A 14228-nucleotide genomic window follows, 5' to 3' on the forward strand; every position below is an offset into this window, starting at 1 on the left:
TCTGAGAGTGGCCCATCACCTGTATTTCTTCAATTTTACTATAAAATTCCGTTTATGGCCTCACCTTTATTTACCGGCCTTCAGAAAAGTTAAAAAAGCTGCCTTCCCGTCATGGTGCGACGTTCGTGCAGCCGGCTTGATCAATTAGGTTTCATTTTTGGTAACTCCATTTAAGCTTGGCACATAGTCGGCGGCTTTTTGATTACTGACCATCATCGGCTCTTCCGTAAAATGGGCCTGATCCCGCTGATTGTTTTTCTTATCGGCACGATTATTGGAGCGGTCCTTCTTGGGATCGGCACTATTTTTAGGCATATCATTCACCTCCATCTCTGGACATAGTATGAGACCCCGGTTTGCATTTTATCCCAGAATCCGATACAGTTCCGCACGTTCACCTTGCTTGGAGCGCTTACGACACTATTTATCCTCGGGTTGACAGATACTGCTATACTATATGTACTAAATATTGCATAGCAGGTGACAATCATGCCGGAAAAAACCAAGGTTGTTGAAGTTGTATCCTACGATCCCGCATGGAAAACGGAATTCAGCAGACTTGAGGCTTGGATGCTTGAAATCGCCGGGGATCTTATCATTGCCGCTGAACATGTGGGCAGTACCTCTGTGGAAGGACTATCAGCCAAACCCGTCATTGATATTGATCTGGTGATGGAGAGCTACGATATTTTCCCGCAAATTGTGGAAAGGCTGGCGCAATACGGGTATGTGCATCAAGGTAATCTCGGCATTGAGGGCAGGGAGGCGTTCAAGCGGGAGCAGGAGGACCCGTTCATGAAATACCATCTGTACGTGTGCCCCAAGGACGGCAAGGGTTATTTGGAACATATCGCCTTCCGTGACTATCTGCGGACTCATCCAGAGGAGCGTTTGAAGTATGAGGAAGTGAAGCAACGGCTGGCGGAGCAATTCCGCTATGACATTGACAGCTACTGTGACGGCAAGACTGAGATAGTCAATTCCATTTTGAAAAAGTCGGGGAAACGGGCCGGTAATGACCATAATTAATGATTCTTTAAGGAACGGGAGGTACACTTTATTGTACTTGCAGTGATATGAATGAAGCTGCATCAGAATGGCTCTCGAGAGGATCACTTATGAACAAAATATTGTTAATTGAAGATGAGAAGAATTTGGCCCGGTTCATAGAGCTTGAGCTGCAGCATGAGTCTTACTCGGTGACACAGGCTTATGATGGGCTTACAGGTCTGAGGCTGGCGGAGGAGGAAGCCTGGGATATGATTCTGCTGGACGTTATGCTGCCGGGGCTAAACGGCATCGAGGTATGCCGGCGCATACGCAAGGTGAAGCAGACTCCGGTCATAATGATTACGGCAAGAGACGGGTTATCGGATACTATTGACGGGCTGGACAGCGGTGCAGATGATTACCTCGCCAAACCTTTTGCAATAGAGGAATTGCTGGCCCGGATGAGATCCCTGTTCCGAAGATCGGGTTCCTTGAATGACGCTGAGCTGCTGGTGTGCCAGGATATCAAGCTGGATGCTCTCGGCCGGACCATGACCAAGGATGGGACACCTGTTGAACTGACAAAACGTGAATTTGATATCCTCCTGGTGCTGATGCAGAACATGGGGCGGGTAATGACGCGCGAGATGCTGCTAGAGTCGGTATGGGGTTATGAATCGGATGTGGATATGAAGGTCGTCGATGTGTACATCAGCTATTTGAGAAGCAAAATTGATTCACCGAACCAGCCCAGCATCGTGCAGACCTTGCGCGGCCTGGGATACGTGATCCGTAAATGAGCAGAATCGCCTTGCTGTTCTCGAAGCTCTCCATCCGGTGGAAGCTGGCTATCTGGGCCTCCGTGCTGCTCTGTTTGCTTTTTTTGGCGTATAACGGTGTGCAGTATTTTGTCATTAACCGTTGGATGTTCCATCAGGAGGAAACCTCCATCACCAAGAATATGGGGGAAATTCAAGGGTATCTCAAAACAGAGGATGGGAAGGACAAATGGATCGCGAGCAGTCGCGCTTTTATAGAAAGCATCAATGTGAGTCATCAAATGATCCGGATACTGGATTCTCAGGGCAATCCGGTGTTGACCGTTTCGGATCAGCTTCCAGAGGGTTGGGTCAAACCGCAGGTTTCCGGCACAACTACGATGGAAAGTGTATGGCATGAGGAGGATCATCTGCTGCTGATCAGAAGTCCGCTGCAAATGTCACAGTTCACCGGTACGATTGAAATTGTGAATAACCTGGAGAACTCTGACAAGCTGAGCGACGTGCTGTTGGCTGTTATGCTTGCGGGTTGGATCGGGGCTATTGTGCTTAGCGGATTGGGCGGGGTTTTTCTGTCCCGGCAGCTTCTGCGGCCGATTCAATCCTTAAGTGATGCAATGATCAGCATTAAGCAAAAAGGGCTCCAGGAACGGGTAAGCATCTCGGGCAGCAACGATGAGCTGGCGCAGCTCGCAAAAGTATTCAATGACTTGATGGACCAGTTGGAGAGATCCTTCTATAACCAGAAGCAATTCGTTGAGGACGCCTCTCATGAACTGCGGACGCCGATATCCATCATCGAAGGGCATATTTCGCTGCTTAACCGCTGGGGTAAGCATGATCCGCAGATTCTGGAGGAGTCGCTGAATGTGTCGGTTCAGGAGCTGAGCCGGTTAAAAGGTATCGTCAACGAGCTGCTGGAGCTTACGCGGGCTGAAGAGGAGACTACAGAGAAGCGTGAGTTTCCTTGTCTCGTGATGGATACCATCCAGTACACCCTGCGGAATTTCTCCCTCCTGCATGCCGATTTCCAGTTTACCCAGAACCTCAATGCCATTGCCGGTGTGATCATCAAAATTGTACCGAATCATCTGGAACAGATATTGCTCATACTGCTGGATAATGCCGTAAAGTATTCGGGAACCGTGCGGGCTATTACGGTAAGCGGAGCCCTGCAACCGAATAGGATACAGATCAGTGTGGAGGACCGGGGAATCGGGATACCTCAGGAGGATTTGCCATTTGTATTCCAGCGCTTTTACCGTGTCGATAAATCAAGGAGCCGGGAACAGGGCGGAAGCGGCCTGGGACTTGCGATTGCAGAACGGCTGGTCAAAAGATACGGCGGCGAGATTACGGTCTTCAGCACATCTGGCCTCGGCACGACCGTAAACCTTTCTTTCCCGGTAAATCCAATGTAGCCGTTCCCGGTATGGCCTATTCCTGCCGCAGAAGCGACCGGTATTCACTGGGGGACATGCCGCTGAATTTGCGGAACTGCCTGGAGAAATAGAGCGCATCGTTGAAGCCCACTGATGAAGCGACCTGGTCAATCGTAAGCGGCCCGCTCAGCAGCCCCTTGGCTTTGTCCATCCGGGTCTTGAGCAGATATTGCTTCGGGGATAGCCCGGTCTTCTGCTTAAAAGCCTTGGACAAATGCGCCCGGTGGTAGCCGAGTGTGGATGCCATGTGATCAATGCTGATTTGCTGATGGAACTGCAGCGAGATCCAGCGGATGGCCTGATCAATCTGCCGGTCGATAATCTCCGGCATTTCTGCCGGTCTTGCAGGCAGCAGGTCAAGATTGTCCTGCCCGAAATGATGCAGCAGCAGTCTTGCCCAGCCGGAGGCCTCAAGACTTTCGAGCTGCGGGTAAGCAGACTGCTGGAAGCTCAGCCGGATATGTTCATACAGACTGTGAAGGCTGGCGGTATTCTCCGAATGCAGCAGCGGCTGATCCTTCGTAATGCCAATGCTGGCGAGCAGTGTGGATACCGCTGTGCCTTGGAGTGCTACCCAGGCATAATGCCAAGGGGAGTGCCGGTCCGCCTGATAGCTGAACAGTGAGCCGGGGAAGATGACAAAGGTGTCTCCACTGCGGCACAGATGAGAGACGGTGCTGCTCTGAAAGCAGCCTTCCCCAGTCAGAACGGTATGGATCAGATAATAATCATGTACGGACGGTCCAATTTTGTGGCCGGGATAAGGAAGGCCTTCCCCGCTGAACAGGACGGCAAAGTCCTGTTCTTCCGGGAGCAGGTTGAAGCCGGCAGTAAATTGATAGTGTTCGGGAATCATGGACACGCCTCCTTTTTGCTATGGGAACACACTATTGTCAGGCTACATCAGGCCTATCCGAAATGCAACTAAGGAGGAGAGGAAAACTATGGTGAAACAACTGATTATCGGAGACGCCATGCTTGAGCTTGCCGCTACGCGCCGAATCCTGGAGCGCTTGCCAGAGGACCATATGACGTGGAAGCCGCACGTGAAATCTATGACGCTCAGCGGGCTGGCCACGCACCTGATCAACCTGCTGAACTGGCAAATTGCGATTTTTGTTTACCCGGAATTCGATCTCGATATTCCGGTGCCGGGTCTTTACGGTCCTTCGGCCGACGAGGAAGGCAAATGAACTAAGACGCGTTTTTTGCAGACTAATACTATGACTATCAATTATTTGACCATTGTATAGATGTGGGATATAATGTATTAAAATGGCAAATAAGGAGGATTTGGGTTGAAGGGAATAGACTTGGGTAACATAGACGACATTGATTCTTTAACAAAAATGTTGAAACTAGTGTTCTCTAGTGAAGATTGGCATAATATGATTATAATTGCTGACAGGCTCTATGAAGAGTCTAGCGTACAATATTATTATCAGTTACAGCAGCCAACCAAAATATCCCCTCATACCAGACCTTTAATTTACTACATCGGATTCTCACAGCTATGTAAGGGTGTGGCCTATCAAAAAATGAAACAATATCAAGAGTCAAGAGAATGTATTCAAAAGTATATAGAACTTTCAAGGATAAAAGGCGTTGAAGAAAAAGATCAATATATAGTAGAAGACTTTCATATATTTGCTTTAGGCAATACATACACCGTTGATTTATTGGAAGGGAAACATGAAGTTCTTGTTGACTACATCCAATATTTAAAACAAAACCCGAGAGAACTTATTGCTGGAATGATAAATATATTTGAATATGCAATAAAAAACGATTTAGCTATAAAATGGGTTCTAACTGATCTTTCAGATGAATTAGAGAAAATTGAAAGCAATCCTCAAAATCCCACTACAGCGAGATACTTCACGGAATATTTGTGCTTGTATTCACTCTATTTGTATAAGCAGGGAGATTATCATAATGCAGTAGAGAGGAACTTGGAGGCTTTGACAGCAAGCATTATGCTTGAAGATAATACGGCATTCAAAAAGCTGCTAGCTCTTTTTGAATCATTCAGAGAGTATGCCGACAAAGAGCAGGAAGAGCGCTACAAGACTCACTTCTTTCAGTTCTATTCAAAGTGGTTCTAAATTGATCGATTTACTTTTACAGTGTTTTCCAAATCCACATGATGCCCTGCAGAGATGCAGGGCTTTTTTTTGCTCCGGCTGACGTAACCATTGCTGTTTTCAGCAATTTTCGGGCTATCCATGAACGATTGTCTTCAACTGTGTGTTCGTCCAAGCCGCGAAGCTTATAATGCATACACATATAGATATAATTTGCGGAAGCTGCCGGGGCCAATCCGGCGCTTACACACGGAGGTGAGCTTCGGTGATTGTTAAGAAAAGTGTGCTATCTCCCGGAACGCCGTTTGCCACACCCTATTATGTAGTCAACAGCCTGCAGCCCGGACCGGTGTTTATGGTGGTCTCCGGTATTCATGGAAACGAGCGGGCCAGTATCCGCGCCGCTAAGAGTCTGGCCGGAAGGTTCACACGCAAGGAGCTGCTTCTCCGCAAGGGCAAGCTGATCATCGTCCCTTTGGTGAATCAGAAGGCATACCGCAAGTGTATCCGAGGCGTACCGGATCTTAACCGCACCTTTCCGGGAAGCGCTAAGTCCCGTGCCAGTCATCCGCTTGCCGCAGCACTATTTGAACTTGCGCGGCGCTATCATCCTTCGTGGTACCTGGACCTGCATGAGGCAAACGGGCTGTCGCAAAAAAACCGCAAGCGGGTGGGGCAAACCTTGATCATCAGCCCGGGAAGCAAGGCGGCACCTGTGGCGCGGCAAATTGTTAAGCGGATGAATGAGTCTATTTCTGTTCCTGCGTATTCTTTCAATATCCACTTGCGCGAGCGTTCAGGGACGTCCCGGATGGCGATGCAGCGCATACTTGGCGCGAGAGCAGTCACTGTAGAGACCTGCTGGAGTCTGAGCTTCCCGCTGCGGGTCCGGTATCAGACGGAGATTGTCGTTCATTTCTTGAGAGCGGCGGGATTAACACACTGAGCCAGGCCTAAGCCAATAACCGGGTGAACAGATAGAGGGCTGCCTACCTTAGCCTTCTGTCTGTTCAGCGTGCAAATACGCTCCCGTAGCTTCCTTTATAGACCGGGCTGCCGAAGGCTTGCACCCATTCCTGGTAGAGCCTGCTCGAGCTTCCATCTTTGACGATGATATAGTCGGGATGATCGGCTTTTACAATGTCCGGGAGATACTCTGAGAAGCCGTACATCGAGCGCTCAAACGCAGTCCAGCCCATTGCACCTATAGATTCTTTGGTGATAAAAGGGTCCTGCCTGCCGTCACAGAGCACATCTCCTCCACGGAACATGACATAACCCGACGAACCATAGCTGGAGAGGACCCGGGGTCTTGTGCCTTGGGCGGAATGCTCCAGGACATAATCCATTTCATCCACGGGATAAGCCTTCGCGTCGATTACCGGCGGCACAGCAAAGATATAGCCGATATTAAATAGCAGACCGGCAGCCAGCGCAACCATCAGCAGCCTGCGGCTGAACCGGAAGGTGGTGTTGCGGAGATAGGGGACCGCTTCGAAGAAAGCGCCAGCAAAATAAGGGATGAACAACCACATGAACAAATTCTGCTTGAAATTGGACACGCCCAGATACAGAATGCCGGTCATGAGGAAGAAGCGGAACGGTTTCTTTTGCAGGGAAAAGGGCAAGGTTACAGCAAAAAACAGCAGCAGCAGCAGAATCGGCAAGTTCTCCAGACGGCTATACTGGATGGGCTGCCATTCATTGATCAGCATGTTGAAGTTCTTATGGGTTACGGTAAAGATGAACAGCAGGCTTTTTAGTCCACCCGGATTGAGCAGACCGGAGAGCCAGACCAGTACAAACACAGCAGCCCGCCGCCAGGTAAGCTTCCGCTCCAGCAGCGACTCCAGCGCGGCCATACCTGTGAACACCGCAATCACCAGCCATACGCCGGTGTGGATATTCGCTACAGCGCAGGAGAGCAGGATCATTGCCGCAGCATATTTAAGGCTTGTCTGAAGCTGGAACTCGCGCAAATAGACGAAGAACCATACGATCATCCAGGAGGAGATCATCTGCGGTCTGCCTTTGAAATAGTTGTAGAAGATCCAGCTTGTGATCAGCAGCACGAAGGGCAGCAGCAGCGGATGCTCTTCCGTATAGCCCAGCTCTTTGCGGGAAACGCGTCCCAGCCGGAGCAGACCCATAACCAAAAAGAAGAGACAGAGCGCGGTCAGCAGATAAATCCCCGGCCATCCGAATTTCTGATACAAGGGAGCTACCAATATCTGAAAGCCGAACTCATGAGGGATATAAGGCAGCTTGTCCCCATAAAAGGTATGTATGGCGTGGTGCAGTATGGTACCGTGGTCAATCATATAGCGGCCGAGCTCAATATGCCAGAAGGTGTCCGGGTCATTATAAGAATATTTTGGCATCATAAGTGCTACCACCACTGCGATCAGCACCCCATAGCCCAGCTTGAACCATTTTGTTCGCATTGGAATGAATAAACCCCTTTTTATACCTATTATATCTCTACATTGTTAATGAACGGTAAATAAAAATCCTCATGATTACCATTTCCCTTAAAGCCCTCCTGTAATACCTGTTCATCTGCCCCTTTCGCACAAAAGCATAGCCTTGACAAGGGTTGGAATGGTGTATATATTACATATATACAATAAATACATTAATCACAAAGGGTGCTGGTGCCGCAACATGAACATATTAATATCTAGTACCTCCGGCGAGCCGATTTATGCCCAGATTGTAAGGCAGGTCCGGCAAATGATTTTACAGGGGGAGCTGGTCTCCGGCACACCGCTGCCGTCCATCCGCCTGCTCGCCAAAGAGCTGCAGATCAGTGTCATCACCACCAAACGCGCGTATGAGGAGCTTGAGCGGGAAGGGCTGATCAACTCTATCGTCGGCAAGGGGTCTTTTGTATCCGGAGCGGATCAGGAGTTCATCCGGGAGCAACGGCTGCGGATTATGGAGAGCAAGCTGAAGGAGATTATTGAAGAGAGCAGACTTGTGGGAATGGAGTACGATGAGCTTGCGGAAATGCTGAAGCTGCTCTATGAGGAGGAACAGGAATGAGTGAAGTCATCCACATGAACAACTTAACCAAAAGCTTTGACCGCTTTGAATTGCGGGATATTACTCTCGGGATTAAGGAGGGGTATATCACAGGGCTGATCGGCCCGAACGGAGCGGGTAAAACAAGCCTGATCAAAATGATGATGTCGATGATCTACCCTGACCAGGGTGAAATTGAGCTGTTCGGGCAGAATCACCTGCGCCATCAGGCGGCAATTAAAGAGCGGATTGGCTACGTATCGGACGAGAATATCTATTATGAGAATCTTACCGTCAAACAGATGAAGCGGGTCGTTGCCCCGTTCTACAGCCGCTGGGACGAGCATACATACCAGAAATATCAGGAGCTGTTCAAGCTTCCGCCCGGCAAGAAGATTAAGGATCTGTCCAAAGGGATGAAAATCAAGTTCTCGCTCGCGGTTGCCCTGTCGCATCATGCGGATCTGCTGATTATGGATGAGCCGACGTCGGGTCTGGACCCTATTTTCCGCAGGGAGCTGCTGGAGCTGCTCAGCGAGCACATTCAGGATGAGAAGAAGTCGATTCTGTTCTCTACCCATAACACTACCGATCTGGACCGGATTGCGGATTATATTGTGTTCATCAACGACGGGCGGATTATTTTTAATGAGATGAAGGAGACACTGGCGGAGAAGTATTTGCTGGTGAAAGGCGGGAAGGAGCTGCTTGACCGGGATGTCCGGCGCTGGTTCATCGGCATCCGCGAGAGCGGACTGGGTTTTGAAGGACTGATCGGCAACCGGGTGGAGGGAGAGCGCTATTTCAAGGATACTGCGATTTGCGAGACGCCGACGCTGGAGGAAATTATGTATTTTACCGTAAAAGGAAGTGAAACGCATGTATAGCTCGCTGCACTTGATCCGCAAGGATTTCATGCTGCTGCACAAGTTCATGCTGCTGCTGATTCCCTACTTTTTGATCATGGCTTATACGAATATAGATTACTACACGATGTTTGGGCTGTTTCCATCCATGCTGATGATGATGAACGCCTGCACATTGGATGTGCAGCATAATAATCAGCGGTTTCTGGTCAATCTTCCACTGCGCAGGCAGCAATTGGTGCTGGCTAAATATTTGGCGCTGCTGCCCTATTGCCTGATTAGTCTAATCAGCACTCTGCTAATCTACGGTACTGCCTTCCTCCTTGGCTGGACATCAGAGCCCGTAGCCTGGAGAGAATTGTTCCTGGTCATCGCGACATTCCCAATGCTTGCAGCCATTTATTTACCGCTGTATTACTGGCTTGGTCAAAAAGGAATGCAGATTGTGAATTTTGTTTTCATCATGCTGATCATGATCAATGTCACCGGCTTTTCCAGCTTGAAGGACCGCTTCCCGGCGTTTTCGGAGTGGCTGGCTACTGGAACTACTGACAGCATACTTATACCGGTTATTGCCGGCTTAGCTTATGTAATTATTCTGTATTGCTCTTACCTGATTTCGCTGCGGATATACATTAAGAAAGACGTATAACCCATAAATCTCCAGAAGTGGCCTCTGATTATAATCAGGGGTCCTTTTTTTGAAATATAAGCTTATTTGTTTCACGTTATAAATTATCCTTCGGTTTCTGCTTATCACAGCTCAAGGTGGAAAAGTCATTTACATATGCCCCCAGGGGGGATATATTTATGAGAACGGTTCTCACTATATTTGAGGAGTGAATGGCATGGGAGAAATTATACGAACGAAGGAAACCAAAGCTTTCTCTTGGAAGGCTGCATGGGAAAAGAACGGTGGAATCCTGATCGCTGTCGCCTGTCTGGTGCTGATCGGATTGGCCTGGAGCCTAGACCGGAGCGGACAGGGGGTCTTGTCGATTATTTTCTTCGTCATGGCGTATGCTGTAGGCGGGCACCGCAAGGCGTGGGAAGGTCTGGAAACCCTGTTTAAAGAAAAGGATCTCGATGTCGACCTCCTTATGGTCGTTGCGGCCATTGGCGCGGCAAGCATCGGCTACTGGCTGGATGGTGCGGTGCTGATCTTCATTTTTTGCCTTAGCGGAGCGCTGGAAGATTACTCTATGGAGAAGACTAACCAGGATATCGCTGCAATTCTGAAATACCGTCCCGAAGAAGCGGTAAGGCTGAGTGAGGGGGCAGAAGAGCGGGTCAAGGCCTCCGAGCTGCAAAAGGGAGATCTGGTGCTGGTGCGCCCCGGCGAGCGTATCCCTTGTGACGGGACCATTGTCGAAGGCAGCTCCTCCGTTGATCAGGCTACCATTACCGGTGAGCCGATTCCCGTGGACAAAACGCTGAACGATGCGGTATTTGCCGGGACGATGAATGGGCAGGGCGCCCTTCGGGTGCTTGTGACCAAGGCGGAGGACGATACGCTGCTCTCCCGGATTATACATATGGTACAGGAGGCGAAGAATGAGCTGCCGCCGAGCCAGCTTTTTGTGGAGCGGTTTGAAGGCATTTATGCCAAAAGTGTGGTTGTGCTTGCGCTGTTGTTAATGGTGCTGCCGCCGTATCTGTTCGGCTGGACCTGGGAGGATACGATTTACCGGGCGATGATCTTCCTTGTGGTCGCTTCTCCATGTGCACTTGTCTCTTCTATTATGCCCGCGATCCTGTCCGGCATCTCCAATGCCGCCCGCAAAGGCGTTCTGTTCAAGGGAGGCATTCACCTGGAGCAGATCGGGAGCGTGAACGCAGTGGTTTTCGACAAAACCGGGACACTCACGCAGGGCAAGCCGCAGGTGACGGACATCCGTCCGGCGGACGGCTTCGCGGAAGAGGAGCTGCTGCGCCTTGCGGCATCGCTGGAGAACCTGTCCCGACATCCGATTGCCAGGGCGGTAGTCGAAGCGGCTGAGGAATTAAGCCTTATACTTGAGCCGGCGGCTGCGATGCAGGCGGTAACCGGCATGGGTGTCAGCGGATTTGTGAACGGCAAGCCCTGCCGGCTTGGCAAAAGAGCGCTGCTGGACCTTAACATTGCTCAAGAACCGATCGCCGAGGCGGAGCAACTGGAGGCTGAGGGGAAAACTGTCGTCTTCGTTGAATATGAGGGAAGGTATGCCGGTATGCTGGCCGTGCAGGATGTTCTGCGTTCTCATGCCTCAGAAGCAATTCTGCGGCTTAAAGCGATGAACAAACATGTGGTCATGCTTACCGGAGATGCCAAGGCAACGGCAGAGGCTATTGGCAGACAAGCCGGAGTGGAGGAGATATACGCCGAGATGCTGCCGGATGGGAAGCTGGACGTGATCCGTAAGCTGACAGAGCAATATGGCGCAGTTGCGATGGTTGGGGATGGCGTGAATGATGCACCCGCGCTGGCGGCAGCATCCGTTGGGATTGCGATGGGAGCCGCCGGGAGCGATGTGGCACTGGAGACAGCAGGCGTGGTGCTGATGACCGACGATATTGCCAAGATTCCTTATGCCATCTCACTGGGAAGCCGTACCAGCCGGGTCATTAAGCAAAATATTGCGTTCGCCCTCGCCGTTATTCTGCTCCTGGTTGTGTCCAACTTCGCGGGCGGCATCAATCTGCCCTCCGGTGTGGTCAGCCACGAAGGCAGTACGCTGGCTGTAATCTTAAGCGGCCTGCGGCTGCTCAAATAAGCCCTGTTTGTTTCTTGGAATCTATTCTTGCTATAATACCCCTAAAGCTATCTTCAGATGATAGAAAAGAAGCCGGGGTGTGAATATATGGTTCAGGAAGCAAGTGGTCATCATCATGACGAGAATTATGAGCACAAGTACCGCAAGCAAATCGTTAACCGGCTGGCCCGTATTGAAGGCCATGTCCGCGCTGTCAAAGAAATGACCGCCGAAGACCGCGATTGCTCGGAGGTATTGCTGCAGATTGCTGCCGTGCAGAAAGCGCTGGACAAGGCTGCGAAGCTGCTGCTGAAGGACCATCTGGAGAACTGTGTGGTCAAAGCCGTCCATCATGGCAACGAGGAAAAGGTGCTGGAGGATCTGAACAAGGCGATCGACAATTATATACGCTAGCAGAGACAGGTGGCTGTGCTATCCTTAGGGGGAACAAAATTCATCCTTGTGGAGAAGCCGGAGGCCGCCAATTCGAAAAACAGGCCAATGATCTTCTCCGATCATTGGCCTGTTCTGTTGTGTCAGCTCTTAGTGGACTCCAACCGCATTATAGGCTTGAGTCACTGCAGCAACCTGAGCGGAGCCTGCTCCGAACAATTCGGTTGCAGATTGAATCACTGCGGTGCGCGCAGCAGAGAAGTTAGACGAAGTTGTGAGATAATATACGAGTGCATTGTAATAGATTTGTACAGCATCTTCACGGCCGATGCCTGTGACCGTCACACCGTTGAACGTACCGCCTTGTGCCGCCAGATAGAAGGCCTTGTTATTGATGCCGCTGTTCGTATGCACACCACCGTTATCGCTGGTGCCGGTATAGCGGTTGCTGTATTTGTCAGGCTGGTTGTAGAGGGGCGGATTGGCCAGTGAACGAAGGGCGTCGCCAGCGACTCCAGGGGTATACACATCATCCCCAATCAGCCAGTTGTCGCCTTCAATCGAATTGCCGATAATATCGGAGAAGGATTCATTCAGCGCTCCAGGTTCTCCATAGTATTCAAGATTAGCCGTATTTTCCGTTACGCCATGCGTAAGTTCATGTCCTACAACATCCAAATCACCGGATAATTCCTTAAATGTAACCCCATCTCCATCTCCGAAGACAATTTGTGTTCCATTCCAGAAAGCATTGTTGTATGAAGTGTAATAGTGGACGGTGGAGCGGATCTGCAGCCCGTTGTTATCCAGACTGTTGCGGCCAAAATGCTGGAGATAATAATCGTAAGTTTTCTCCGCATAGGCATGAGCATCAACGGCGGCTTTGTCCGTCCAGACGTTGCTGCTGCTGGTTAGGAGTGTTCCGGGAAGACTGGTCCGGTTTTTGGCGGTGTAGGTGGCGATTCCCTTGCCCCGGGTACTGTCGTAGAGCTGATAAGTGGAGCCGGAGAGTCGGGTCTCGAACGTTTTGGTATCCCCGTTGACCCCTGTCCCTGTACCGGTCAGGTCCTCCAGAATATTATACTTGAACAACACACTTCCATCCTCTGCCGAAATGAAGTACCGTATCCGCAGCGGTTCAGGCTCAAGCACATTTACTTCCGTTTTATACGCTAATTTAGGTTCTCCTTCTACGATAAAATAATAGAGCTGCGCTGCAGGCGCAATTTGGGACTCCCCAAGCAGTCCATACGTAAGCGTTGCGTCATGGGTTGCAGCAGAAATGGCCTCTGTTCCCGAAATGGTTTTGAGCTGGATGAGCGGCTGCGGGATGGATTGGTAGACATCTTCAACCACGCTGCCGAGCAGAGAGGTAACGTTGCCGCTTTTATCAATATGAAGTGTCTGATCTGCACCGTATACCGGAATACCGGAGATATATTGGCTTAACCGGTAGTGCTGGCTGCCTGTCTTGACGTTTGTTTTTTGTTCTGTAATTTGAAATTTGCTGCGTACATTATCCTTGGCGGACAGGCTCAGATTGCCTTTGACACTTTCGAGATACCCCCATACCTTATCCTCAGGATTTGCCCCTGCCGGTGCTTTCCAGGCTTGATCCGTAAGCGAAATGGGGGAAGAGCTTGTGAACAGCTCACCGGAGTTACTGGGGTCATTGCTCTCGGCTGCGGCACCTACGGAGGCGAATGAGCCTAATGCTACAATACCTGCAAGAAGGGAAGCTAAACTTTTTTTCATAAAAAATACTCCTCCAATCAAAATAGTTGGTTTTTAATTGTGCCGAATTCTTGTAGACATCCTTTATCTAGCCTGTACCCAAGCTGCGATCTGGCTGTAAAGTCAAGTGCAACGGACAACCTTTTGATTAGAGTAGGTGAGAGGACACCCCCATTTCACATGA

Annotated in this window: 14 protein-coding genes and 1 pseudogene; 11 read left to right on the forward strand and 4 right to left on the reverse strand. The window is 50.1% G+C overall.

What is annotated here, in order from left to right:
• Positions 1-144: 144 nt before the first annotated feature.
• The gene (locus B212_RS34470) at positions 145-315 is read right to left on the reverse strand and encodes a hypothetical protein (protein ID WP_019910876.1); all 171 of its coding nucleotides are present in this window, start codon (positions 313-315) and stop codon (positions 145-147) included.
• Positions 316-489: 174 nt separating this feature from the next.
• On the opposite strand from B212_RS34470, the gene B212_RS0111385 reads away from it, so the two are divergent.
• The 3 genes from B212_RS0111385 to B212_RS0111395 all read left to right on the forward strand — a co-directional run bounded on the left by B212_RS0111385 (position 490) and on the right by B212_RS0111395 (position 3190).
• Positions 490-1029: a GrpB family protein gene (locus tag B212_RS0111385; RefSeq protein ID WP_019910878.1), complete on the forward strand. Its 540-nt coding sequence runs from the start codon at positions 490-492 to the stop codon at positions 1027-1029.
• 89 nt (positions 1030-1118) lie between these two features.
• Complete coding sequence (locus tag B212_RS0111390) at positions 1119-1790, forward strand: response regulator transcription factor (protein ID WP_019910879.1); 672 nt, start codon at positions 1119-1121, stop codon at positions 1788-1790.
• Positions 1787-3190, forward strand: a complete 1404-nt coding sequence (locus tag B212_RS0111395; protein WP_019910880.1) for a HAMP domain-containing sensor histidine kinase — start codon at positions 1787-1789, stop codon at positions 3188-3190. The genes B212_RS0111390 and B212_RS0111395 overlap by 4 nt, the downstream gene beginning before the upstream one ends.
• Positions 3191-3206: 16 nt before the next feature.
• Here B212_RS0111395 and B212_RS0111400 read toward each other — a convergent pair whose 3' ends face one another.
• The gene (locus B212_RS0111400) at positions 3207-4067 is read right to left on the reverse strand and encodes an AraC family transcriptional regulator (RefSeq protein WP_019910881.1); all 861 of its coding nucleotides are present in this window, start codon (positions 4065-4067) and stop codon (positions 3207-3209) included.
• Between the two features lie 88 nt (positions 4068-4155).
• Between B212_RS0111400 and B212_RS31280 the strand changes: the two are divergent.
• The 3 genes and pseudogenes from B212_RS31280 to B212_RS0111415 all read left to right on the forward strand — a co-directional run.
• Positions 4156-4350: pseudogene (locus B212_RS31280) on the forward strand (DinB family protein); the annotation flags it as partial.
• A 159-nt stretch (positions 4351-4509) separates the two neighbouring features.
• Positions 4510-5316: a hypothetical protein gene (locus B212_RS0111410; RefSeq protein ID WP_019910883.1), complete on the forward strand. Its 807-nt coding sequence runs from the start codon at positions 4510-4512 to the stop codon at positions 5314-5316.
• Positions 5317-5560: 244 nt separating this feature from the next.
• Complete coding sequence (locus B212_RS0111415; protein WP_019910884.1) at positions 5561-6241, forward strand: succinylglutamate desuccinylase/aspartoacylase domain-containing protein; 681 nt, start codon at positions 5561-5563, stop codon at positions 6239-6241.
• Positions 6242-6305: 64 nt separating this feature from the next.
• On the opposite strand, the gene B212_RS0111420 is transcribed toward B212_RS0111415, so the two are convergent.
• Entirely contained in the window at positions 6306-7739 is a 1434-nt protein-coding gene (locus tag B212_RS0111420) for a hypothetical protein (protein WP_019910887.1), read from the reverse strand.
• A 220-nt stretch (positions 7740-7959) separates the two neighbouring features.
• On the opposite strand from B212_RS0111420, the gene B212_RS0111425 reads away from it, so the two are divergent.
• From B212_RS0111425 to B212_RS0111445, 5 genes are all read left to right on the forward strand, one after another.
• Positions 7960-8340 (forward strand): GntR family transcriptional regulator, encoded by a 381-nt coding sequence (locus tag B212_RS0111425; protein WP_019910888.1) that lies wholly within the window; start codon positions 7960-7962, stop codon positions 8338-8340.
• The gene (locus tag B212_RS0111430; protein ID WP_019910889.1) at positions 8337-9206 is read left to right on the forward strand and encodes an ABC transporter ATP-binding protein; all 870 of its coding nucleotides are present in this window, start codon (positions 8337-8339) and stop codon (positions 9204-9206) included. The genes B212_RS0111425 and B212_RS0111430 overlap by 4 nt, the downstream gene beginning before the upstream one ends.
• Positions 9199-9837, forward strand: coding sequence for an ABC-2 transporter permease (locus tag B212_RS0111435; RefSeq protein WP_019910890.1), 639 nt, complete (start codon positions 9199-9201; stop codon positions 9835-9837). Before B212_RS0111430 ends, B212_RS0111435 begins: the two co-directional genes overlap by 8 nt.
• Before the next feature lie 196 nt (positions 9838-10033).
• Positions 10034-11938, forward strand: a complete 1905-nt coding sequence (locus tag B212_RS0111440) for a heavy metal translocating P-type ATPase (RefSeq protein WP_019910891.1) — start codon at positions 10034-10036, stop codon at positions 11936-11938.
• 87 nt (positions 11939-12025) lie between these two features.
• A complete protein-coding gene (locus B212_RS0111445) occupies positions 12026-12331 on the forward strand; it encodes a metal-sensing transcriptional repressor (RefSeq protein WP_019910892.1) in 306 nt (101 codons plus the stop codon).
• A gap of 129 nt (positions 12332-12460) precedes the next feature.
• Here B212_RS0111445 and B212_RS0111450 read toward each other — a convergent pair whose 3' ends face one another.
• On the reverse strand, positions 12461-14065 hold the full coding sequence (locus B212_RS0111450) for a M4 family metallopeptidase (protein WP_019910895.1): 1605 nt from the start codon (positions 14063-14065) through the stop codon (positions 12461-12463).
• Positions 14066-14228: the final 163 nt, after the last annotated feature.

The organism is Paenibacillus sp. HW567 (assembly GCF_000374185.1).
Taxonomy (GTDB): Bacteria; Bacillota; Bacilli; order Paenibacillales; family Paenibacillaceae; genus Paenibacillus_AQ.